Raw genomic sequence first — 24,045 nt, forward strand, 5'->3', positions numbered from 1 at the left:
AAGCCGTTCATTCCGTTCATGAAAGAGAGGAGCCGGACAATGATGAAGCGGCATCGTAATACCGCGGCCATACTTTCGGTAGCGCTGCAAGGGCTTGGCCAACTGTACAACCGGCAGTGGCTGAAGGGTATTTTTTTCCTTTGTGTTCAAGCATTAGGGCTTTATTATCTGGTTCCCCGTCTAGGGCACGCCATCTGGGGATTGGTAACGCTTGGAGAAACGACGCAGAAATTTGTGAAGGTAGGAAAGACCACCGAACTGGTCAAGGGCGACCATTCCATTTTTTTGATGCTGGAGGGCATTATCGTCATTCTGGTGTTCCTCGTATTTTTGCTGATTTATGCGTTGAATATTTATGATGCATATCAAAATGGAAAAAAGCGGGACGAAGGCAAGGGGGTACGCGATTTTGCGAATTCGTGGAATCATGTAACGGTTAACCATTTTCCTTATTTTATGCTGGCTCTCCCAGTGCTCGGCGTATTGTTTTTTACAATCATGCCGATCTTATTCTCGATTATGCTGGCGTTTACGAATTACTCGGCGCCTAACCATATACCACCGGCCAAGCTCGTCGACTGGGTCGGTTTCCAATCGTTTATTGATTTGCTGCAAATGAAGTCGTGGAGCAAGACGTTTTACGGCCTGCTCGTCTGGACAATCATTTGGGCGGTGCTTGCCACCGTCACTTGTTACTTTGGCGGCATTTTTGTCGCGCTGCTCATTCAATCGAGGGGCATTCGATTCAAAAAAATGTGGCAGACGATTTTCATCATTCCGTATGCAATCCCGCAGCTCATATCACTGCTCGTCATGCGCAACCTGTTTAACGCCAAATTCGGTCCCATTAACCAATATTTTGCCTATTTCGGTCTGGAAGGGCTGCCGTGGCTGACGGATCCGTTTTGGGCCAAAGTTACCTTGATACTCGTCAACATGTGGATCGGCATTCCGGTCAGTATGCTGCTGGCGCTTGGCGTCCTGACGGCCATACCGCGCGATCTGTACGAGGCCGCCGAAGTGGACGGAGCGTCAAATTTTCAGAAGTTCAAAATTATTACGATGCCATATTTGCTGTTTGCGACGGCTCCGATTCTCATTACGCAATTCGCAGGCAACATCAACAACTTTAACGTCATCTACCTGATGACCGGAGGTGGTCCCGCCAACGGGGATTATCAATTTGCGGGTTCGACCGATTTGCTTGTCACCTGGCTGTTCAATCTGACGATCGTCAATAACAAATACAACATGTCCGCAGCTATCGGCATTCTGATCTTCATTATGATCGCGACGATCTCGATCTGGAGCTTCCGCCGGACCAAATCATTCAAAGAGGAGGATATGCTGTCATGAGTCAAAAAAACAGCTTCGTGCGGTTGTCGCTCAGCTATTTGATTTTGATCATCTTGTCGGTGTGCGCCCTTTATCCGTCGATATGGGTTGTCGTCTCTTCTTTCCGTCCAGGAGGGTCCCTGTACAGCAAAAGCTTTTTCCCGGAAAAATGGACGCTGGATCATTACGTAACGCTATTTACCGGTACACAGTACACGTTCGACATCTGGTATTTGAATACGCTCAAAATCGCCTTTTTTACTATGATTTGCTCCGTATTTCTAATGACGCTCAGTATGTACGCGTTGTCACGATTCCGGTTCCGCGGACGCAAGACGATGCTCAGCGCTATGCTCATTCTTGGCATGTTCCCGGGCTTTATGAGCATGATCGCGATATACATCATATTGCTGCAGCTTAATTTGCTGGATACCCATATCGCGATGATTCTTGTGTATTCGGCGGGGGCTGCACTCGGAGGTTTTATCGTCAAAGGATACTTTGATACGATTCCCCGCAGCCTGGACGAAGCGGCGCGTATCGACGGGGCCAGCCATCTGCAGGTGTTTTTGAAAATTATGATGCCTCTGTCGAAGCCGATTTTGACGTTCGTGGCGTTGACGTCTTTTACGGGCGTATGGGGTGACTTTATATTCGCCCGTCTCGTGCTTCGATCAAAGGACAACTATACGGTGGCCGTCGGCATGTACGAATTGATTGCCTCGCAGACCAATAGCTACTTTACGCTGTTTGCTGCTGGCAGCGTCATTATCGCCATCCCGATTACGATTCTGTTCCTCATTCTGCAGCGCTTCCTCGTGCAAGGTCTGACGGCCGGAGCGATGAAAGGATGACCGTCGTAAGCAGAAGCAGTGCGGTTTCGGCTTTGCTGGCGACGGCACTGGTTCTACTGCTGACGCTTGGAGCTTGTACAGCCGGTTCGAGCAGCAGCGATTCTTCGCCGTTGCCGGATGACGGCGGCGCGGGCGGAGATGCGGCGGTGCAGGCTACCTACGAAGCCGACGAGCAGCCGGGCACGGTCTATTACGAAATATTTGTCCGTTCGTTCTACGACAGCGACGGAGACGGAATCGGAGATTTGAATGGTGTAACGGCAAAGCTTGATTATTTGAAGGAGCTTGGCATTGGAGGCATCTGGCTGATGCCGATTAACGCGTCGCCAAGCTATCATGGCTATGACGTAACCGATTATTATGCGATCAATCCGGAATACGGCACGTTGGACGATCTGAAGCGATTGCTGGACGAGGCGCATAAACGGGATATAGAGGTCATTATGGACCTCGTCGTGAACCATACGAGCAGCGAGCATCCCTGGTTCAAGGAGGCGCTTGCGGATGCGAGCAGCCCGTATCGCAGCTGGTATTCGTTCGCCGAAGCCGGCGATAAGCTGCAGACGAATGGTGCGGTGGACGGCAATCCTTGGCACAGCTACGGAAGCTTGCGCTACCTGGGCATCTTCTGGGGCGGCATGCCGGACCTGAACTTCGATGAACCGAAGGTGCGCGAAGAAATGATCAAGATCGGACAGTACTGGCTGGAGCAAGGGCTTGACGGCTTCCGGCTGGATGCGGCCAAGCATATCTACGGCGACTTTAAGTCGACAATCAGCTCGCCAGAGGTGCAGGCTGCCAACAAGAAGTGGTGGCAGGAGTTCCGGACAGGCATGAATGAAGCCAATCCCGACGCCTATTTAATAGGAGAAGTGTGGGACTCGCTGGCGATTATCGCGCCATACTTCGATCAAGCGCTCGACTCTGCGTTTCACTTCGATCTGGCCGACAAGCTGATCGGGGGGGCGAGGAACGAAAGAGACCCTGATCTTGCCTTTTCGCTGGAGCGCGCATACAAAGTCTATGAGAAGTCTTCGGGCGGCACATTCGTCGATGCGCCGTTCCTGAGCAATCATGACCAGAACCGGGTCATGAGCGAGCTTCGCGGCAATACCGACCATGCGAAGATGGCGGCGGCTTTGCTGCTCACGCTGCCTGGCACGCCATACCTCTACTACGGAGAAGAGATTGGCATGCAAGGCGTGAAGCCGGATGAATATATCCGCGAGCCGATGCTATGGCATCGCGATCCCGCAGGCGGAGAAGGACAGACGTCCTGGATCGCCTCGAAACATAATAAGGAAGCGGGAGAAGTATCTGTCGAGGCGCAGCTTGGGCAGGACGGTTCGCTTCTGGAGCATTACCGGACGTTGATCGGCTGGCGGAATGAAGAGGCGGCTCTTCGCAACGGTACAATCGGGGAGTATAAGCTGGAGACTGTGGGCGGCAAGCTGAGCGCTTTCGTTCGCGTTACGAAGACGGAGCGTGTGCTCGTCGTTCATAATCTGTCGGGCGAAGCGCAGACAGCAGAGCTGGCTGCCTCCGATGTGTACGGCGAGTTTACGCAACTTGCCCGAAGCTCAGCGGACGATGCCAAGCTTGAAGGTACGACGCTGACGCTTCCTCCATACAGCACGGCGGTGTTGAAATAAGGAAAAGGGCATTCCCGGTTATGCGGGAATGCCCTTTTGTCATGAAGCAGCTTATAGATAGCTGCGGCCATTGATTGTCAATTGATCATGATCATGTTTGTGAGAAATGTGAATAGTGCGCTGGTTGCCGCTGATTGTCGCCTTGATCATCAATGCAGACCCGCCTAAGCTTGGCATGTTCATTGATTTGATCCGATTCATGATACTAGTAGAATCAATCAATAACTAGCTGTATTCCCGCATCGATCGCAAGCCGATATAGGCTGCGAGCCCTGCGATTAGCATGGCAATGCCGCTGTACGTCATAATGATAGCCGGACCGTAGTGATCGGACAAAGCGGAGAATACGGCTAGCCCGATAGGCGGGGCTATGCTCGTCAGCGTGCCAAGCAGGCCGAATACGCGTCCTTGAAGGGACGGATCGACAGCGACTCTGAGCAAAATGAAAATAATCGTTGTGCTAAACGAGAACAGCACGCCAACCAGCCCGATGAAAGGGAGCGCGGCAGCTGCGGATTGAAGCAGAGATATCGCTACGAAGAGCGGCCCCATAAGCGCAATGCTAATAAGCGCAAGCTTGCCGCGATGACGCATCCGCTTGTCGAATTTCATAATAATGATAGAGCCGATCACATAACCAAGAGGGATGCAGGCTTCGAGCAGCCCGAATATAAACGGGGAAGCTTGCCATACTTGCACAGCCATGACCTGAATCAGCATAAACGTGGACAAAAAGAAAAACATAACGAGCGGCAGCAGCATGACGGCCCCCCGCACAAAACGATTGTTCCAGACAACGCGGAAGCCTTCCATAAAATCGGTGCGGAAGGAGGTTTTAATCTTATCCTGCCGATCTGGCGCCGCATAAGGGAAGCGCCCCGCGAATAAAAGCAGCATGCCGGACAGGAGGAAGGTGGAGGCGTCAATCGCCACGGCAAATACGCCACCGAACATGGCAACTGCGGTTCCTCCGGCGGCAAATCCGGCAATGCGGATCAGGTTGTCGGATACGCTGATAGCGGCTACCGCTTGCGAAACGCCGTTTTTCCCAACAATCTCAATCAAGGAGGCTTGGAAGGCAGGGCCTCGGAACGCCCCGGCCAAGGCAACAATAGCGGTCAGGAGCAGGATAAGAAAAAACGGGATTTCCGGGAGCGCCATACACAGTGCGATCCCTCCGACGATGACGAAGCGGAATAAGTCAGTAGCAACCATCAGTCGGCGGCGATTAACACGGTCAGCCACCGTTCCTGCTATAGAGCCGAAGAGCATGCTAATAACCAGATGCGTGATGAGGACAAGCGACATTAACTTGGCGCTGCCAGTCGTCTGGAGCACCCACAGGTTCAGCGCAATGCTGTGAAAGGTATTGCCTAGCAGCGACAGACTATAGCTGGCGAATACCGTTCGAAAGGTCCGATTGCGCCAGATGCTTGATGCTTCCGGCGCCGATTGAACAGGATGATGGTCCGGCATACTTCTTGCTAATTCGGTCATTGAAGCTCCTCCTCTAATGGCTCAATTTTAGATAAGGGAAAATGTAAAACTATTTTAGACTTAAACGTTTAAGTGATTGAAGAAATAGGCAGAGCGGACTGCTCTGCATGAGTCGATGTGTGAGGTATGGCGCGAACAAGTACAACATAGTTAGCAGCAGCTAGGTATGCTACCAGATTACAAGTGTTAACGCGGCTTTATCAGAACGCATTTGTCCGGCGGACCGGAATAACTGTCATTCCGCAGCGACTGCATAAGCTCCAGCGCCGCAAGGTGCTTCCGATCCTCGAATAAGACAGAGGAAGAGCGGGGGAGCGAATGAAGCAATTCCGGAGTTCCCGCTGTGCAGAGAACGGTATAACGGATTGGATTCATCCACCGGGAAGCGAGCAGACCGACATATTCATTCAGGATGATTCCATCTCCTGTCTGCCTGGCGAGAAAGGGCTGCAATTGATCCTCCGTCTCCAACACCAGCACTTGGGATGGAGGCAGGGAGAGCAGCGCCCCTAACTGAGCGGCTGCGTCCATGGAACCGCGGTCAGCGACAAGGAAGCTGCAAGGCTTGCTGTTCTGTTCGGTTGCGGCTAATGCTGCTCGTTCATAATCATATTGAACGCGATAGAACAACGGATCTTCGATAGGGCTGTCAATGGCGACAAGCGGCACTCCGGTAGGAAAGTGACGGGAGATTTGATGGAAGGTATCCTGCAGCGCTCCCAGCACAAAGACAGCATCCAGCTTTCTCTCCGCGATGATATCCATATTCGGTGCCTTGGCATCCAAACTGGATAAGACGACGTGATAGCCGAGCGAGGTCAACTCTCGTTCCATCGCATCGATGAACGGAGTATAAGCAGCGCGCTCCCACCATTGCTCGTCAGGTTGGCGGTTGACGAGAATACCTGCCAGCCCGGATTGCCGCTTAATCAGAGAGCGGGCGGCCAGATTCGGCACATAATTCAGCTCGCTAGCAGCATCCAGCACGCGTTGCCTGGTCTCACCGGGGATCGTTTGGCCCGATACGTTGTTCAATACGTAGCTAACCGTAGCGACCGATACCTGAGCCGCTTTGGCGATATCCTTCATGGTTGCTTTTTTGCCGCCGAATTTGTTCATGAACATAGCTCCATTCACTGACTTAATCGTTTAAGTTGATTATGGCATAAAGCCGTCTTGTCTGTCTATGACAAGACGGCTTTGCACAGCCATTATTTTTGCTTCAGAACAACAAAGCCGTAGCCGTCAAGCTGCAACTGAAGCTGACCGTCTTCACCTGTCTTAAGCTCGGAGCCTTTTGCAATGGCTCCCGCATTGGAGTGCAGGACGGTCCACTTCGAGGAGCCCAGGCTTGCAGGCACGCTCGACGCTTTGGATGCAGCTTCGACTACAACAGCAGCCGCTTCAACCGCTACAGTAGAAGCTGCATCTGCGGCCGCTTCAGCAGCGGCTGCAAAGCCGCGGAACGGAATGTCAAGCGGCAGGGCGTCTGCCGTTACAGCAGAAGGGAGGGAGAGAGCGAGTGTTGCCGCTCCTTCGCGCGCGTTAAGGGCAATAATGATACGCTCGCCGTCCGAGCGGCGCTCATAAGCGAGCAGCCCGTCTTCTTGTCCCGCATAAGCGAAAGCCAGCTCAGTCGAGCGAAGCGCCTCGTGATTATGGCGCAAGCTGATCGTATCCTGATAGAAGCGAAGCAGCTCCCGGTCCTGATCTTCCTTTTCCCATACCATGCACTTGCGGCAGTCCGGGTCGCCTCCGCCGTTCATGCCGACTTCGTCCCCGTAATAGACGCAAGGCGTGCCAGGGTACGTGAATTGGAACAGGGCGGCCAGCTTCAGCTTGTCGACATTGTCCTCGCAGATTGTTAGCAATCTCGGCGTATCGTGGCTGTCCAGCAGGTTGAACGCCGCTTCCGTTACTTGCTGCGGGTAAGCGGCAAGCTGTGTGCCGATCGCATGTGCGAAGGTCGAGGCGTCAATTGTGCCGTAAGCGAAGAAGTCCAGCACCGCATTCGTGAACGGATAATTCATGACCGCATCGAATTGGTCGCCTTGCAGCCACGCCATGGAGTCATGCCAGATCTCGCCGAGAATGTAGGCTTCCGGATTAACCGACTTGACGATCTGGCGGAACTCGCGCCAGAACTGGTGGTCGACTTCATTGGCAACATCCAGGCGCCAGCCATCGATGCCGATCTCTTCGATCCAGTAACGGGCTACCTCGAAGAGGTAAGCTTTCACTTCCGGATTCTCTGTGTTGAGCTTCGGCATAAGCGGCTCGAATGCGAAGGTGTCGTAGCTAGGCACGCCGTCCACGACTTGCAGCGGCCACTCTCTGACGTGGAACCAGTCCGCGTACTTGGACTCTTGGCCGTTCTTCTGCGCGTCTACGAACGGAGCGAACGTCCGGCCGGAATGATTGAACACCGCATCAAGGAGCACGCGAATGCCGCGCTTGTGGCAGGCGTGCACCAGTTCTTTCAATTTCTTATTGCTTCCGAATTGAGGATCGACCTTCAAGTAGTCTTGCGTATCGTATTTATGGTTGGTGGTCGCTTCGAACAGTGGCGTAAAGTAGATCGCATTGATGCCAAGGCCGCCCAAATGGTCCAAATGATCGATAACGCCTTGCAGATCCCCGCCGAAGAAGTTGCTCGGAGTCGGCTTGCCGCCCCATGGCTCGACGGTGTCTGGGTCAAGCGAAGGATCGCCGTTCGCGAAGCGCTCCGGGAAGATTTGATAGAAGACCGCATCCTTCACCCAAGCCGGCGGCTCGAAGACATCGACCGGATTGATAAACGGAAAGTCGAAAAACGTGTTCGGATTGTCTGGAAGCTCGCGCGTGAATTCTTTCTCCGTCATGATGATCGTTTCTTCGCCGCTATGGAAGCGGAAGGCATAGCGCAGTCGTCGGAATGGCGGCTTGACCGATGTCTCCCAATAATCGAATCGCTCGTCGGAGCTGAGCAGACGCATATTGACGGAGATGACCGTTTGATTCCAGGCGTATTTGTCGCCGACGATGGCTTGGACGCGAGTGACATCATTGCGTTTGGAACGAACGCGCAGGTGGATGGTTTGTCCGTCGTAGGCGTATGCCCAGTTTTGCTTGGGACGATGATACATGGCTTCTAATAACATGGTGATTTCCCCTTCCAAAAGTGTGATGAAAAAACGAAAAAAGGCACAACCTCCGCTTGCTCAGCCGAGGTTGTACCTTTTCCTAAAAATGTTCAGCGCCGCTCTCGCGAAGCGTATATCGAACAATAGGTATGCGGTAGCAGTGCCTTTATATTTTGAACTCTCAACGGGTATAATTATACATTAATTGTACATTTTACGCCAGTAGCTTGGGCGAAAAAAATTAGGAATTTATCATTTCATGCGCCAGTGCCTCCAGATATCTCTCGCAGTCGAGAGCCGCCATGCAGCCGCTGCCGGCTGCTGTAATCGCTTGGCGGTAGATCTTATCCTGTACGTCGCCGCATGCGAATACGCCAGGGATGTTCGTCTCTGTCGTACCGGGCTTTACGATGATATAGCCTTGTTCGTCCGTTGTGATCTGTCCGCCGAGGAATCCGGTATTCGGCGTATGTCCGATCGCGACGAACACACCGTCCGCCTCCAGCCATTCCTCTTCGCCCGTATCGTTGTTGAGAACGCGCAGGCCTTTCAGGCCGATCTCGCCGCCAACCACCTCAAGCGGCGTGCGGTTCAGGCTCCAGGAGATTTTCTCGTTGTCGCGAGCGCGATCCTGCATGATCTTGGATGCTCGCAGCTCTTCGCGGCGATTGACAAGACGCACGTCTGTCGCGAAGCGGGTCAAGAAGCTTGCTTCCTCCATTGCGGAGTCGCCGCCGCCGATCACAATCAGCTGTTTGCCGCGGAAGAAGAAGCCGTCGCAGGTCGCGCAAGTGCTGACGCCGCGTCCCAGATTGTCTTGTTCGCCCGGGATACCCAAATATTTGGCCGAAGCGCCAGTGGATATAATAATGGAGTCGGCTTGCAGCTGGCCAAGCCCCTCAACCTCCAGCGTATACGGGCGCTTGCTGAAATCAACGCTCTTCACAGAGCCAGTCTTGAACGTGGCACCGAAGCGCTGCGCTTGCTTGCGCATATTGGACATGAGCTCGCTGCCCAGAATGCCGTCAGGGAAGCCGGGGAAGTTCTCGACTTCCGTTGTAGTGGTCAATTGTCCGCCAGGCTGCCAGCCTTCGATGACAAGCGGCTCCATATTCGCGCGGGCCAGGTAGATTGCGGCTGTCAATCCGGCAGGGCCGGTTCCGATGATAATCGTCTTGTGCATAGGATAATCCCCCCAATATGATATGAAATCATGAGTCTTAACATCATTGTATAATTCAAAGCTATTATAAACTGTAACGAATGTCAATACAGTTCATCGAACCTTCATGCAAGAGCTGGAGATATGCGGAAATGAGCGTCTGTCATTCTATAAGATAGGCGTCTTCCAATGGCTCCCGGCCCCTGGAAATGATATGATAGTTGAAAGGCGCTACTCCTAAGCGAAGAGAGAGGGGCATACGTAGTCATGGCAAACAAAATCAGAAAGGCGGTCATTCCTGCAGGCGGTCTCGGCACAAGGTTTCTACCCGCGACGAAGGCGCAGCCGAAGGAGATGCTGCCTCTCATCGACAAGCCGGCCATTCAATATATTGTAGAGGAAGCCGTCGAGTCAGGCATTGAGAGCATCGTCATCATAAGCGGCAGACATAAGCGGGCGATTGAAGACCACTTTGACAAGTCGGTGGAGCTGGAGGCGGAGCTAGAAGCAAGGCATAACGAAGAGATGCTGTCCACTGTGAGGGCGATCTCCCAATTAGCGGATATCTATTATGTTCGGCAGAAAGAGCCGCTTGGCCTTGGTCATGCCGTGTTGTGCGCAAGGCGGTTCATCGGAGACGAGCCGTTCGCCGTGCTGCTTGGAGATGATATTCTGACATCCCAGAAGCCCTGCCTGAAAGAAATGATGGATGCGTATGAGCAATCGCAAACTTCGGTCGTAGCGGTCATGGAAGTGCCGTGGGATCAGACTCATAAATACGGTATCGTCGATATTGATCATGGAAACAGTCCCTTTGCGCCCGTCCGGGATATTGTGGAGAAGCCCGGTCCTGGCCTCGCTCCTTCCAATTATGCGGTCGTCGGCCGTTATGTGCTTCATCCCGCGATCTTTGCGTTGCTGGAGCAGGCGAAGCCGGGCAAGGCAGGGGAAATTCAGCTGACTGACAGTTTGCAGGAGCTGAACCGTACGATCGGGCTGGACGCCTTCCGATTCGGAGGGCGCCGTCATGACGTAGGAGATAAGCTGGGCTTCGTGCAGGCAACGATCGATTTCGCCCTGGAACGGGAAGATTTGGCTGCGGATGTGCGAAAATATATGCTGGAGCGTCTTGGCCTTATGAGCCAAGGCTGATGATAGGGGGCGTCGACCTCGGTCTCCTGATCGGGGGGCGGCGTTTTTTTATATCTTCCACTATTTTAAAATGGAGATTATTTACTATTTGTTATAGAATAGAGTCTGGATTCATAGAGAGAAGTAGATAGGGCTGGGAGTTGAACGCAGGTGTATTGCCATCATTGCGTAAGAAGCTATGCGGAGGATGCCAGATATTGCAGTCAATGCGGAAGAAGGCTGCATTCCCATAGAATAATTGAGACAGCCGACTGGGAAGAGGCGCTCTCCGAAGGAGCGGCGTCGCTTGAGCTGGCGGAGAAAGCCGTCATTGCGGGACGTACGACGCCAAGTGCGGTGCAGGGCAAGCAAGGCCTCGGATGGACAGTTCCGCTTGCGCTTGCGGGGCTTGCTTTTGTCGTCATTATGGCTGTCATCCTATATTATCAATATGAAAAAGGCGTGAACGAGACCGTGCTTCGGCTTCAGTCGGAAGCCAGGACGGCTGCCCTGAGCGGCGAATACATCGTAGCGCTTGAGAAGCTGGAGGATGCCTTGGAGGCTCGTCCTGCTTTCAAGGCGCTTGCCGCCGATGTGGAGATTATTCAGCATGTGCTGGAGCTTGAGCGGATGACGGGGCAGATCGAGACGAGGCTATCCATCGGCATGATCGATGAAGCGGAGACGGGGCTGAACCGGCTGAAAACCGAGTTTGGCGGTCATAAGGAGCCGATCTACGACAAGCTCAGGGAGAAGCTGGACGAGCTTAATATGAAGCTGACGCTTCAGAAGCTTACGAAAGAGTATGAGGCTTTGACGACAGTCAAAGAGCTGGGCGAGATGCTCAACGTTGTGAATGGGTTAATAGGCGAGGAAGCCGCTGAGCTTCGTGGACAGATCATCGTCTCCATACAAGATATTACCGCCAGAGAGGTCGAGCAATTGCTTGCCCGCAAAAACTTCACAGGAGCAACCGCTGCTGTGAACCGTTCTCTGGCATGGGCTAGAGAGGACAAGGAGCTGCTTGCGCTGCTCAATAAGATCAAGGACGAGCAGACCAGATACGAGCGGCTGGAGCAGCAGCGGATCGAGCAAGCGATGCAGCGGGCCGCGGAAGAGGATCTGATCAACCGCACGTCTGCTGTCGAAGTCGTAAGCGTGGAGAAAACGCTGGATGAATTCGGCGATCTGACGATCGAAGGAACGCTCAAGAACATAGCCACAAGAGCGATCTATTCCGTCGTTGTTGAGGTGATTGTTCAGTCCAAGGACGGTGCTGTGTTAAGCCGGGGAAAAGCAACCGTAACGCCGGAGTATATCGAAGCTGGCGAGCAGATGACATTCACGACAACCGTCTACGGCATTTATTCCGAAGATACGACCGTTGTGGTGGATAAAGCAGAGTGGTACCTGGATTAAAGGGGGGAGTAGCAGAATGAACAAACGCATATGGATCGGCATTCTGGGCTCCTTCCTGATCATAGGCGCTGGTACAGCTGCCGGATACGCCGTACGGGCGGAGATGCCGAAGCAACTGGAGGGGGCTCCCTTGCTCGCTGTGGGCGAAGTGAAGAAGCTGCTGAAGGATGTCATATTCGAGACGCAGAAGCTCGTCGTTATGATCGAGACGGATACGGGCTCACAAGGCTCGGGGTTTCTCTACAATCATGAAGGCGATCTGATTACGAACGCTCATGTCGTCTCAGGCGTGCGGCATGTAAGAGTGAAAACCTCGGATGCGCGCGAGCTTGAAGGAGAGGTTATCGGGATTAGCACAGACACGGATATTGCTGTCGTGCGCGTGCCGGAGCTGGCGGGCTTAGAGCCGCTCACGCTTGTCAAGTACGAGCGGGGAGAAGTGGGGGATGACGTGCTGGCTGTCGGTAGTCCGCTCGGCTTTCAGAATACGGTAACGACTGGCATCATTAGCGGGGTCGGCCGCAGCTTCCACATTGAGCCTTATACGTACAATGATCTGTATCAGATTTCCGCGCCGATCGCGCCGGGCAATAGCGGCGGACCGCTTGTCGATATGAAGACAGGCGCCGTGCTGGGCATTAATTCCGCCGGTCTGGAAGAGGGCACGATCGGCTTCAGCATACCGATCTCAAATGTGCTGGCGATGGTGGAGGGCTGGTCACGGGAGCCGATGGAGATGCTGCCCAATCTGTCACTTGCCGAAGACAGAGAGGATCATCAGCAGGAGGCGACGCTGGATCAGCTGGCGGATTACTTGGTCCGGCATTTCTACGACAGCTTGAACAGCCGGGACTATGTGTACGCTTATTCCCTGCTTGGCGGCAATTGGAAGGAAGGGACAAGCTATATCAAGTTCCGCGAGGGCTATCTGACGACCCGCAATGTCGTCATCGATAATTTGCATGTATCGAGCAGCGGAGAAGAGGCGACGGTTACAGCAGTGCTGTCGGTCGATGAACGCAAAAACAGCGAGAATGTGCTTAGCAAATATCAGGTTACGTATAAGGTCGGATACGAGAACGATCAGCTGAAGCTGTTGTCCGGCAAAGGAAAAGCGATTCGCAAATAATAGAAACGCCGAGAGCGCAAGAGGCTCTCGGCGTTTTTCATGGATAGCACTTATCTGTATACAATATCTACCGTAACGGTATCGGATGGCTGGATTGGAAGATGGATGCTGGCAGCCGGAATGATACGTCCGTTCAGCCGCAGCTGATAGCCGATATTGCCGGAAATCGGGTACCCGCTGATTGTGACGATCGTACCGTCGGCAGCGAATGCGATCACGCCGGATTCGGCCAGTGCGCCGCCAATCGTAAGGCCTGGACGGAAGACGATGGTATAGCTATTGGAGATGGCAGGATAAATATTCCCTCCGTTCACGACAACCGATATGAATCCTTGTTGTCCTGGTCCAATCGGAACGGGTACAGGGACGGGAATTGCCAGCGGCAGCGCAAATGGTCCTCCCCAGGGTCCCGGACCAGGCCATGGCCCATGGTGATGCGGATGATGCCCTGAGCCATGATGCCCATGTTGTCCTGAACCATGATGCCCTGAACCGTGCTGTCCATGCTGCCCTGAACCATGCTGTCCATGTTGTCCTGATCCATGCTGCCCTGATCCATGCTGACCCGAGCCGTGCTGTCCGGGAGGATGAGCAGGCGGCCGGAAGTCAGACAGCTCTAGCGGTCGCGGTTCGTGGCCGTGGTGACCGCCAGATTCGGGCCCATGGCCATGAGGTCCGCCTTGCCCTCCTGGTCCCCATGGTCCGTGTCCATGAGGTCCGCCCGGTCCTCCATGTCCCCATGGTCCGTGTCCATGAGGTCCGCCCGGTCCTCCATGTCCCCATGGTCCGTGTCCATGAGGTCCGCCCGGTCCTCCATGTCCCCAAGGTCCGTGTCCATGAGGTCCGCCCGGCCCCCCGGGTCCCCAAGGTCCGTGTCCATGAGGTCCGCCCGGTCCTCCGGGTCCCCAAGGCCCGTGGCCGTGAGGTCCGCCCGGCCCCCAAGATCCGGGTCCCCAAGGTCCCGGGAAATAAGGTCCCGGCAGAACGCCGGGTATAGACAGCAGCGCGCGTTCCCCTCCGCAACCGCAGCCGCTCTTCACGGCATAAGGCCGCGCTTGTTGCGGCGGTACGGGCAATTCCTGGATAGCGTCGTAAGTATTCGTCATGAGATCCTTCCATCTCCTTCATCAATCATTAGGCATTTTCCTCCTGCATCTTATGCGGCATCTGCCTATACGGTGTGCTTCACCTTTCGCAAGAAAGCCAATAATGTAGAAAAATTCAACACAAGAAGTTGATTTTTTGTATTTCGAAGAGCGGGTCTAAAAGGGTAGAGTAATAGTTGTAAGCGATATCAACTCGAGGGGGATTTTAAGAATGAAAAAAAGACGCGCGATTAGCTTGGTGCTCGCGGCAGCACTGACCTTGACGCTTGCCGCTTGTGGAGGCGACAAAGAGCCAGGCTCCACGAATAAACCGGCTGACGGGAAGCCTGAAGGCAAAAAAATAACGTTGACTCTCCAAACCTTGCAAACAGACAAGTCGACTCCTCAATATCAGGTGGAAGAAGCAATCGTAAATAACTACATGAAAGAAAATCCGAACGTCAAAATCGAATGGGATCGCCTGGATACCGAGCAGCAGAAGGTTAAGCTGAAAACACAAGCGGCATCCGGCGAAGTAGCCGACATTACGATGGTTAACCCGGGCGCTCAGCTGCAGCCGTTCGCGAACGGCAAAGTGCTTGCTCCGCTGAACGACATGCTGGATGACGAGCTGAAGGGCACATTCCTGGAAGGCGTACTGGAATACTACTCCTTCGACGACAATGTATTCGCACTTCCTTACAACATGAATCTTGCAGGCATTTTCTATAATAAAGAGCTGTTCGAGAAAGCTGGCGTAGAAGCGCCAACCACATTCGAAGACATTATCGCTTCGATTCCTAAGTTCAAAGAAGCCGGCATTCCAGCGATGATGCTGGGCGGCAAAGATAAATGGCCGCTGTCCTTTATGTTCACGAACGTATTGCAGCGTGTGAACGGCGGACCGAAATTCCTGGATGACGTAGTAGCAGGCAACAAGCAATTTACAGATCCGATATTCGTTGAAGCTCTGCAAAAAACAAAAGAGCTGATCGACGCAGGCGCTTACCAAGAAGGCGCAGCTACGTACGACAACAATACGGCTTCCCAACAGTTCCGTGACGGCAAGGCAGCAATGTACTTCATGGGTACATGGGAGATCTCCTCTATTGACGCATCCGAGACGGTTAGCGGCAAAGTAGGCTTCCTGCCATTCCCGACTGTAGGCGGAAAAGGCGATTCGAAAGACTATGTGATCGCACCAGGCACAGCTTACGCGCTGGGCGCGAACAGCGATCATCTGGATGAGAGCAAGAAATTCCTGAAATACCTGCTGGTGAACTACCCGAAAGTGGCATTCGAGCATAAAGCTGCTGTAGGTCTGGCTCAAAAGGTTGAAGGCGACTTCAAGGCTGCTGGCTACTCCGATCTGGCTGTTGACGCGATGCAGCGTTTCAATGAAGTTCAAGGCGGCGACATGAACTTTGACAACGTGATCGAGCCGGCAACCACGCAAACTCACCTGACTGGTCTGCAAAGCTTGCTCATTAAAGACGTGAACGTTGAGGAATTGGCAGCTGAGCATCAGAAAACATGGGAATTGAACAAAAAATAAAGAGGCGTGACGCAAAGGGAGCCGTGAGGTTCCCTTTGTGGCTCCAAGCGTATGGGAGGGTAAGCTAGTGAACGGAGTATTGAGAGTAGGCAAATGGACTTTAGCGGTGTTCGTCCTTCCCTGTCTGTTGTTTTACATGGCGTTTGTGTTCGCGCCGATTCTGGTATCGGTCTATTATTCATTAGTGGAATGGGCAGGCATGGGCGATCAGGTATTCGTCGGTCTGAACAACTACAAAGTGTTGTTCACACAGGACCCGATCTTCTGGCCGTCTGTCTTGCGGACCTTGTACATCTCGGCCGCATCCTTGCTGCAGGTGCCGATTGCAATCGTCATCGCCATTCTGGTCAGCCGTTATGTCAGACGTCCGAATTTCCTCATTTCCAGCTATTTTCTTCCCGTCATTCTGTCCGTTGTTGTCATCGGCCAATTGTGGAAGTCGATCTACAACCCTGCATCGCTTGGGGGCATGCTGAATCAGATGCTCGTGAAGTTCGGTCTGGAGTCATGGACCAAAACATGGCTTGCCGATACCGATTGGGCAATCTTCGCGCTCTGCTTCGTTATCTTCTGGCAATACATCGGGTACCATGTGCTTATTCAGTTTACCGGTGTGCAAAATATTTCGAGCGACATCTACGAGGCTGCCAGCATCGACGGGGCGGAAGGCTTCAAGGCAGACCGTTACATTACGCTCCCGCTGCTGTCGCCTGTTATTAAAATCTCGGTTGTACTGGCCGTCATCGGCTCGCTGAAAGCCTTTGACCTTATCGTTGTTATGACGGGCGGGGGACCAGCCAATACGACAGAGGTAATCTCGACACATATGTACTACATGACGTTCAATTCCTTCAAATACGGATACGGAAGCGCAATTTCCACATTCCTGGTCGTCTTCTGTCTCGTGATGACGGTATTGTTGAATCTGGCGTTCAAGCGCGCGGAAGAAGCCGCCTCTTAGAGAAAGGAGAATGACGAAGATGGATTTCCGGATAGTAAGGCGCGCGGGCGCATGGGTTTTTATGAGCATATTGGTCGTCACTCAGCTATATCCGCTGGTATGGCTGTTATTGTATTCGTTCAAGACGAGCAGTGAGATTGTATCGGGGCAATTTTTTGCCTTGCCGAAGAAGTTTATGTGGGAGAACTATATAGACGCATTTACTTCGGGCAATTACTTGAAGTATATTGGCAATAGTATATGGGTTACGGGCATTACACTTGTGCTTACAATTGTGCTTAGCGGGATGGTGTCCTATGCCATCACCCGGTTCAAATGGCGTTACGGCAATATCGTGATGCTGGTGTTCTTGGTCGGCATCATGATTCCGATTCAATCGACTTTGCTGCCATTGATGGTCATATTCAAAAACATGAGCATTCTGAACACGCATGCTTCCATCATCATCCCGTATGTTGCTTTTTCAATACCGCTGGCGGTGTTTATCCTGTCGGGCTTCCTGAGAGGAATACCGCATGAAATCGAAGAATCCGCCATGATCGACGGCGCTTCTATCTATCGGATCTTTTTTAGCATTGTGCTTCCGATTACAGTGCCGCCAATCATGACCGTTACCATACTGACTTTCATCTCCATCTGGAATGAATATATTATCGCTGCTACCTTCTTGTCGGCAGATTCGCTCAAGACACTGCCGTTCGGCGTGAACAGCTTTGTCGGGCAGTACACAGCGAATTATGGCTCCATCGGGGCATATCTGGTGCTTGGAGCGCTGCCTGTCATCACGTTCTACTTCATCCTTTCGGACAAAATTACGAAAGGCATGGTGGCGGGGGCCGTCAAAGGATAAGCGGCTTGCATGCTAGGAGGCAACGCATTGTTTGGAATTCGGCTGAATACGTTTCGCGCGCGTCTCTTGTTGTGGATCTTGTTGTCCACGCTCGCTTTGCTGATCGTTCTGACCGGCATCTTCTATCAATACACCGCACAACAGATCGACATGCGAGTCGGCGAAGCCGCGCAGCGCAACGTGTCTCAAGCGATGGATAACTTCTCGTTGCTTGCCAGAGGTTATGACAGTCTGACCAAATCGATTATGAGCAATGCGGAGATTCAGCGCTTGCTGTCCCGCGAAGAACCGACAGTGATGGATGAGTTCAACAAGCAGCTGCTTATGATGGGCGCGCTTGGCACGATCTACTACAGCTACAACGATGTGAAGAGCATCCACATTATATCGCCAGTCGGCAACGTCTACAGCTACGAGTCGACGACACATAAGATCAATCATGGCTTTATGAAGAGCGAATGGATGAAGGAGCTGCGCGAGTCGGACGGTTCGCTCGTATGGGGCGGGATGCTGGGCGAGAACTCGCTTACGATTCGCGAGGAGCAGGAGGAGCCGGTCTTCACCTTCGGCCGGGTCATGACCAATCTCTATACGACGAGGCCGCTAGGCATTCTCGTCATCGAGGCGGACCCGCGCACCTTCATCTCCTCGATGAACAATCTGATGATCAAGCCGGAGAGCCGCTCCTACGTCTACTCGTCGTCGGGTTCTCTGCTCGTCACCTCGCATCCGGATGATGAGCCGGCGCCTCCGGAGTTCATGGAGCTGGATCGTTATCCGTTCATGGAGGATGCGACAGATGCCAGCGATAATGAACGTCTTATTGTGACCGCAATGGACCCCAAGCTGGGCTGGAAGCTGCTGTCGGTTACGCCGAAGCCTGTAGCAAGGGTAGAGCAGGCTGCTGCGAACCGGTACTTTGTCATTGTGTCTGTGGCGATTGTGCTTGCCGCCATTGTGATCGCATTTCTGCTGTCCCGCTCGGTATCCAAGCCGATCAAGTCGATTGTGCAGGAGATGAGGCGGGTAGAGAGAGGCGACCTGAGCCCCCAATTGCACACCCGGGCTTCGTATGATGAGATCAATTATATGAATGAGCACTTCAACCGGATGGTCAGCGAAATCAACGGTCTGGTAGAACGCAACAAAATCGCGACGGCGAGTGAGAAGAACGCCCAGATTCATGCGCTGCAGTCGCAGGTTAATCCGCATTTTCTCTACAATACGTTAGAGATGATCTATTGGCTGCTCGACGAACAGGAGAATGAGAAGCTGGCCAATCTGGTTAATTCGCTTTCGCGCATGTTCCGCTACAGCAGCGACTGGCGCAGCTCGACGGCGATGCTGAAGGAAGAACTGGATCAGATCCACTATTACATGACCATAATCGGGGCTCGTTCCGACGGACGAATCCATATCGAGCATAGAGTAGACGAGGAATTGATGGATACCCTGCTGCCCAAGATGACGCTGCAGCCGCTTATCGAGAACGCAGTCATTCACGGACTGTCGATCAAGTCTGTGGAAGGGACGATCACCATCACGGCAAAGGGAGAAGGCCAGACGGTATTCATCCATATTCACGACGATGGCGTAGGCATTCCTCCCAAGAAGCTTCAGGAGCTGCAGCTGTCGCTGAAACGCGCAGAACGCCTGGAATGGAGCCAGCTGAAGGAGGAGGAGCGTCAGAGTCTGACAGTGGAGCCTGCCATCTATGGTGAATCGCAGGGCTCCGGCGCGGGATTCCTTAATGTGCATAGGAGGCTCGTGCTGGAGTACGGCGCCGGCTATGGCCTTCGTATCGACAGCGAAGAGAATGCCGGCACAACGGTAACCGTCATGGTGCCTGCCATCATGCCTAGAGCATAACAGGACTGAAGTTCGTCAAGGGGGGAGAGACATGCACATACTCATCGTTGACGATGAAAGGACGATCCGGGAAGGATTGAAACGAACGATAAGCAGCGTGTTCGATGACGTAACGGTCAGCACGGCTGCATCGGCGGATGATGCGCTCGCATTGCTTCATGGCGAGCGCATTCATGTCGTCTTTCTGGATATTATGATGCCGGGCATGAACGGTCTGGAGCTGCTTGCAGAGGCAAGACATACGCATAAAGGAATCAAGTGGATTGTCGTATCGGCCTATTCCGAGTTTGCCTATGCGCAGGAAGCGCTGCGCCTTGGCGCGAAGGATTATATTCTGAAGCCGTTCGGCAAGGATCAAGTGGTTCATTCCGTTACGTCACTGCTGGAGGAGTGGAGGCTGGAGTCGGCCCGCCCGACTGGAATCGGCTTGCTGGAGCAGAATCTGAACTATCTGCGCGAGGCGGTATTCCGCAGATGGGTGCAGGGGCTTGATATCGGCAATTTTGACCTTCGTTCCATACGGGATGAGCATGAGCAGTTTCATCTGCTGGCGATTAAGCTGGACAATGATCCGGAGCTGACGCTAGGCAATTTCATTGTGGAGAATGTGATGACGGAGCTGATCGAGCGGCACGGGAGGGGCTTTATCGTCAATCTGGACGGCGATTTTCTTGTAGGGGTACTGACGCTGCAGGAGGATATGAGAAGTGCTGCATTCAAGCAAGAGGCAGTTAAGCAGCTAGAGCGATGCCTGCAAGTCCCTTATCAGTTCTATATGAGCGAATTGCTATACAATTTCTATAACATACCGGATGAAATTCAGAAGTTCCACACGACGGACAAGGAAGCCCATACCGGAGACGATCCTGCGGCGGCGGGCAAAAACGACGTCATCGACATCGCCATTCAATATATGAAAAGCAACTTTCAGGAGAACTTGTCGCTGGAGATTGTCTCTTCAGTTGTTTATCTGAATCCGGTATACTTCAGCAAGCTGTTCAAGCAAAAGACAGGAACCGGCTACAAGGAGTATGTGACGAAGCTGCGGATGGAGCGGGCGGAAGAGCTGCTCGCCGATCCCCACTTGTCGATTACCCGAATCGCCGAGCTTGTCGGCTATCCCGACGTTCGCCATTTCACGCAGGTGTTCCGCAAGCATTACGACTGCACGCCTAGCCACTTTCGCGTGGAGCAAGCGAAAGTCTAACGGGCTGCCTCGGCAAGAAAGAAGCCTCCTTCCGGCCAATGCGGGAGGAGGCTTCTTCAGTGCTTGGTTATTATTTAACGGCAGCTTCGTAACGCTTGCCGACTTCGTCCCAGTTTACTACGTTCCAGAAAGCTGCAATGTAGTCAGGGCGTTTGTTTTGGTAGTTCAGGTAGTAAGCATGCTCCCATACGTCCAGGCCAAGGATTGGCGTTTCGCCTTCCATGATCGGGCTGTCTTGGTTAGGCAGGCTGTATACTTTCAGCTTACCGTTCGCTACAGCCAGGAATGCCCAGCCGCTGCCGAAACGAGTTGTAGCCGCTTTTGCAAAGTCAGCTTTGAACGCTTCGAAGCCGCCCAGCTCGCTGTCGATTGCCGCTGCCAGAGCGCCAGTAGGAGCGCCGCCAGCGTTAGGTGCGATTGTTTCCCAGAACAGGCTGTGGTTCGCATGGCCGCCGCCATTGTTGCGTACAGCTGTACGGATGGATTCAGGCACGCTAGCCAGATCGCCGATCAGCTCTTCGATCGATTTGTTTTGCAGCTCAGGAGCGGATTCCAGAGCAGCGTTCAGGTTCGTCACGTACGTGTTGTGGTGACGGCCGTGGTGAATTTCCATAGTAGTCGCATCGATGTGCGGCTCAAGCGCATTGTGCGCATAAGGCAAAGCAGGTAGTTGATGTGCCATGATTATTACCTCCTGAATATGTAGTTGATCCACTTCATTATCCCCTATCGGAGCGAATAAATCAACATTTATGTTGAAAAAGTCGCTGGCCGTTGCAGACGGGCATACAGGCATCGTTGAAGCACGCAAAGTAGCGTCTCCCTATCCTTAGACAATTATGCGTAGAATGAAACAGGGAACGCCAAATGGGAACGATTGACGGCTGGTTGGTAAGAACGTAAGGAAATACTCACTCACAGCTAGATAGGGAATGGAAAAATATATCATGAAATAATGGAGCAATATTTAATGTAAGCGCTTATAATAAAGCGTTTTCATGAGAAAATGGGCGATTTTAAACATTTTTTAAAGAAATTTAAAGAAAAAAGAAGGAATACAAATGATTTCGTCGTATTATATACGGGTACGAGACTATGACATGGTAGAAGGTGTTAATTGAATGAATGTTCGTTCCTTCCAGTTGTCCGACTACAAACCGCTTACGGAACTGCTAGAAGAAGTTCTGACAACGGAATGTTATGAGCAAACGATGGAAGCATTTGCTCGTCAATTATCATGGGATAGCGATCTCGTTCTAGTCGCTGTCAAAGAATCAGAAATCGTCGGCATGATTATCGGCACGATCGATAACAACAAAGGCTATTATTACCGAATTGCGGTATCGCCCGGGCATCAGCGCAGCGGCGTCGGCAAAGGATTGGTAACGGCTTTGCGCCAGCGCTTTGTGCAACGCAATGTATCCAAGATTCTAATTACAGCGGACGAGCATAACGAACCCGTTCTCCCGCTCTACGAATCATTGGGATTTGCAACCTCGGATTTTTTCCGGTCGTTCCAAAAGCTTAGTATCGTAACAGGTTAGATAGAGATTGTTATTTATTCGTGTTTGACATGGGCATATCTGTAAGGCCATTGCAATTGGCTTGCGGATATGCTTTTCTTATTACTATAAGAGGTTGTTCAAAAAGTGCATGATAAGGAACTTGAGGAGCACGAAAGGCATGAACACATTCGAACCTTGTATTATAAAAAGTTTCAAGCATGACGGTCATATGCATCGGCTTTGGCAGCAGAATTGGATTGTGCCGAGCCATTTGCTCATAGAGGAACATCAAGAGGAGTCGGTCATCGTCCTCATTAACCGGCAGACGCCGATACAGGAATCCGATGGCAAGCAATGGGTAAGCCGAGTGCCGGCGGTTTCTTATTTTATACCGGGGCAGTGGTTTAATGTCGTTGCGCTGCTGGAGGCGGGAGGCATCCGTTATTATTGCAACATCGCCTCGCCGCCGTATCTTCATGATGGCATCTTGACCTATATCGATTATGATCTGGATGTCATCCGGACGGCTGACGGCAACCGGTATATTGTCGATCGGGACGAATTCGAGCAGCATAGGCATCAATATCATTATCCGCAGTCCGTTCTAGTTAAAGTACGCGAGGGCATGAACGAGTTGCTGGGGCGCGTTGAGCGCGGCGCTTCTCCCTTTTCGGACAAGACGGCTCTCGCTTATTACGAGCAATGGCTCTCGAGCTGCAATGAGGTGAAAGAATGAATCCGAAGGCTTTGTTGCTGGACTGGTTGAAGACGGCTGCTATTGCAATCGCTATCGTTCTGTTCCTTCATTACTTTGTCTTCCATCTGTCTACGGTCGAAGGGCATTCCATGGAGCCGACGCTGCAGGAGAAGGAGTGGCTTTACGTCAATAAGTTTGTCTTTTTGTTCGGAAGCCCCGATATCGGCGATGTCGTCGTTCTGAAGGACCCTTATGAAGCGGAAGACGGGAAGCGGCTGCTGGTGAAGCGTGTCGTAGGCAAGCCGGGCGACCGTATCGAGATTGCCGGCGGACAGTTGTACCGGAACGGAGAGCTTGTGGATGAGGGCTATACCGATTCCATCATAGAGGGAGAAAGCTACGGACCCGTTGTGATTGGGGAAGGGCTGTACTTTGTAATGGGAGACAATCGGCATGAACGGGCGAGCCTGGACAGCAGAAGCTTCGGTCCCGTACAGAGCGACTGGATAACAGGCAGGGCTGATTTTATCGTATGGCCGCTCAAAGAAATAAAGACGCTGTAGCAGGAGGTGCGGAAGTTGAAAGAAGTGATGATCTATACGGACGGCGCCTGCTCAGGCAATCCCGGTCCCGGCGGGTGGGGAGCGATTCTGTTCTACGGCGCGCATAAGAAGGAGATATCGGGCGGAGAGAGAGCGACGACGAATAACCGGATGGAGATTCAGGCGGTTATCGAAGGGCTCAATCTGCTTAAGGAGCCCTGCCGAGTGCATGTATACAGCGATTCCGCTTATGTTGTGAATTGCTTCCAGAAGGGCTGGATTCACGGCTGGCTGCGCAACGGCTGGAAGAACAGCAAAAAGGAGCCCGTGGAGAACCAGGATTTGTGGAAGCAGCTATGGGAGCTGATGAAGCTGCACACGGTGGAGTATGTAAAGGTAAAAGGCCATAGCGACAATGAATATAACAATCGGTGCGATGAGCTCGCCCGTGAAGCGATAAAGCGGTTGTAGGC

At 52.7% G+C, this 24,045-nt stretch carries 21 protein-coding genes; 15 read left to right on the forward strand and 6 right to left on the reverse strand.

Annotated features, from left to right (window positions below):
- The first annotated feature begins 42 nt into the window (after positions 1–42).
- The 3 genes from AC0YNW_RS10480 to AC0YNW_RS10490 are packed head-to-tail and all read left to right on the forward strand — an operon-like array spanning position 43 to position 3,841.
- Positions 43–1,356 (forward strand): sugar ABC transporter permease, encoded by a 1,314-nt coding sequence (locus AC0YNW_RS10480; RefSeq protein ID WP_475832205.1) that lies wholly within the window; start codon positions 43–45, stop codon positions 1,354–1,356.
- Positions 1,353–2,189 (forward strand): sugar ABC transporter permease, encoded by an 837-nt coding sequence (locus AC0YNW_RS10485; RefSeq protein ID WP_475831898.1) that lies wholly within the window; start codon positions 1,353–1,355, stop codon positions 2,187–2,189. Before AC0YNW_RS10480 ends, AC0YNW_RS10485 begins: the two co-directional genes overlap by 4 nt.
- Positions 2,186–3,841 carry an alpha-amylase family glycosyl hydrolase gene (locus AC0YNW_RS10490; protein ID WP_475831899.1) on the forward strand — a complete coding sequence of 552 codons (1,656 nt, stop codon included), beginning with the start codon at positions 2,186–2,188 and terminating at the stop codon, positions 3,839–3,841. The genes AC0YNW_RS10485 and AC0YNW_RS10490 overlap by 4 nt, the downstream gene beginning before the upstream one ends.
- 225 nt (positions 3,842–4,066) lie before the next feature.
- On the opposite strand, the gene AC0YNW_RS10495 is transcribed toward AC0YNW_RS10490, so the two are convergent.
- The 4 genes from AC0YNW_RS10495 to trxB form a co-directional block, all read right to left on the reverse strand.
- Positions 4,067–5,338: an MFS transporter gene (locus AC0YNW_RS10495; RefSeq protein WP_475831900.1), complete on the reverse strand. Its 1,272-nt coding sequence runs from the start codon at positions 5,336–5,338 to the stop codon at positions 4,067–4,069.
- A gap of 186 nt (positions 5,339–5,524) precedes the next feature.
- The gene (locus AC0YNW_RS10500) at positions 5,525–6,457 is read right to left on the reverse strand and encodes a LacI family DNA-binding transcriptional regulator (protein ID WP_475831901.1); all 933 of its coding nucleotides are present in this window, start codon (positions 6,455–6,457) and stop codon (positions 5,525–5,527) included.
- A 92-nt stretch (positions 6,458–6,549) separates the two neighbouring features.
- On the reverse strand, positions 6,550–8,478 hold the full coding sequence (locus AC0YNW_RS10505; RefSeq protein WP_475831902.1) for a glycoside hydrolase family 13 protein: 1,929 nt from the start codon (positions 8,476–8,478) through the stop codon (positions 6,550–6,552).
- 223 nt (positions 8,479–8,701) lie between these two features.
- A complete protein-coding gene (trxB, locus tag AC0YNW_RS10510; protein ID WP_475831903.1) occupies positions 8,702–9,643 on the reverse strand; it encodes a thioredoxin-disulfide reductase in 942 nt (313 codons plus the stop codon).
- A gap of 246 nt (positions 9,644–9,889) precedes the next feature.
- Here trxB and galU point away from each other — a divergent pair, with 246 nt between their 5' ends.
- From galU to AC0YNW_RS10525, 3 genes are all read left to right on the forward strand, one after another.
- Entirely contained in the window at positions 9,890–10,774 is an 885-nt protein-coding gene (gene galU, locus AC0YNW_RS10515; RefSeq protein WP_475831904.1) for a UTP--glucose-1-phosphate uridylyltransferase GalU, read from the forward strand.
- A 150-nt stretch (positions 10,775–10,924) separates the two neighbouring features.
- Positions 10,925–12,172, forward strand: a complete 1,248-nt coding sequence (locus AC0YNW_RS10520) for an FxLYD domain-containing protein (protein ID WP_475831905.1) — start codon at positions 10,925–10,927, stop codon at positions 12,170–12,172.
- Positions 12,173–12,188: 16 nt separating this feature from the next.
- The gene (locus tag AC0YNW_RS10525; RefSeq protein WP_475831906.1) at positions 12,189–13,301 is read left to right on the forward strand and encodes a S1C family serine protease; all 1,113 of its coding nucleotides are present in this window, start codon (positions 12,189–12,191) and stop codon (positions 13,299–13,301) included.
- Between the two features lie 50 nt (positions 13,302–13,351).
- Here the strand turns inward: AC0YNW_RS10525 and AC0YNW_RS10530 are convergent, their stop codons facing one another.
- Entirely contained in the window at positions 13,352–14,407 is a 1,056-nt protein-coding gene (locus AC0YNW_RS10530) for a hypothetical protein (RefSeq protein WP_475831907.1), read from the reverse strand.
- A gap of 211 nt (positions 14,408–14,618) precedes the next feature.
- On the opposite strand from AC0YNW_RS10530, the gene AC0YNW_RS10535 reads away from it, so the two are divergent.
- The 5 genes from AC0YNW_RS10535 (at position 14,619) to AC0YNW_RS10555 (ending at position 20,828) form a co-directional block, all read left to right on the forward strand.
- Entirely contained in the window at positions 14,619–15,941 is a 1,323-nt protein-coding gene (locus AC0YNW_RS10535; RefSeq protein WP_475831908.1) for an extracellular solute-binding protein, read from the forward strand.
- A gap of 67 nt (positions 15,942–16,008) precedes the next feature.
- The gene (locus tag AC0YNW_RS10540) at positions 16,009–16,902 is read left to right on the forward strand and encodes a carbohydrate ABC transporter permease (protein WP_475831909.1); all 894 of its coding nucleotides are present in this window, start codon (positions 16,009–16,011) and stop codon (positions 16,900–16,902) included.
- Between the two features lie 19 nt (positions 16,903–16,921).
- Positions 16,922–17,752 carry a carbohydrate ABC transporter permease gene (locus AC0YNW_RS10545; protein WP_475831910.1) on the forward strand — a complete coding sequence of 277 codons (831 nt, stop codon included), beginning with the start codon at positions 16,922–16,924 and terminating at the stop codon, positions 17,750–17,752.
- Positions 17,753–17,779: 27 nt separating this feature from the next.
- A complete protein-coding gene (locus AC0YNW_RS10550; protein WP_475831911.1) occupies positions 17,780–19,621 on the forward strand; it encodes a cache domain-containing sensor histidine kinase in 1,842 nt (613 codons plus the stop codon).
- Between the two features lie 31 nt (positions 19,622–19,652).
- Complete coding sequence (locus AC0YNW_RS10555; RefSeq protein WP_475831912.1) at positions 19,653–20,828, forward strand: response regulator transcription factor; 1,176 nt, start codon at positions 19,653–19,655, stop codon at positions 20,826–20,828.
- Between the two features lie 70 nt (positions 20,829–20,898).
- Here AC0YNW_RS10555 and AC0YNW_RS10560 read toward each other — a convergent pair whose 3' ends face one another.
- The gene (locus AC0YNW_RS10560; RefSeq protein ID WP_475831913.1) at positions 20,899–21,510 is read right to left on the reverse strand and encodes a superoxide dismutase; all 612 of its coding nucleotides are present in this window, start codon (positions 21,508–21,510) and stop codon (positions 20,899–20,901) included.
- A 439-nt stretch (positions 21,511–21,949) separates the two neighbouring features.
- Here AC0YNW_RS10560 and AC0YNW_RS10565 point away from each other — a divergent pair, with 439 nt between their 5' ends.
- From AC0YNW_RS10565 to rnhA, 4 genes are all read left to right on the forward strand, one after another.
- Positions 21,950–22,372, forward strand: a complete 423-nt coding sequence (locus tag AC0YNW_RS10565; RefSeq protein ID WP_387469694.1) for a GNAT family N-acetyltransferase — start codon at positions 21,950–21,952, stop codon at positions 22,370–22,372.
- 139 nt (positions 22,373–22,511) lie between these two features.
- A complete protein-coding gene (locus AC0YNW_RS10570) occupies positions 22,512–23,069 on the forward strand; it encodes a DUF402 domain-containing protein (RefSeq protein WP_475831914.1) in 558 nt (185 codons plus the stop codon).
- Complete coding sequence (gene lepB, locus AC0YNW_RS10575) at positions 23,066–23,593, forward strand: signal peptidase I (protein WP_475831915.1); 528 nt, start codon at positions 23,066–23,068, stop codon at positions 23,591–23,593. The genes AC0YNW_RS10570 and lepB overlap by 4 nt, the downstream gene beginning before the upstream one ends.
- 15 nt (positions 23,594–23,608) lie before the next feature.
- Positions 23,609–24,043, forward strand: a complete 435-nt coding sequence (gene rnhA / locus AC0YNW_RS10580) for a ribonuclease HI (protein ID WP_387469688.1) — start codon at positions 23,609–23,611, stop codon at positions 24,041–24,043.
- Positions 24,044–24,045 lie beyond the last annotated feature (2 nt).

It is taken from the genome of Paenibacillus sp. J31R120 (assembly GCF_056269225.1).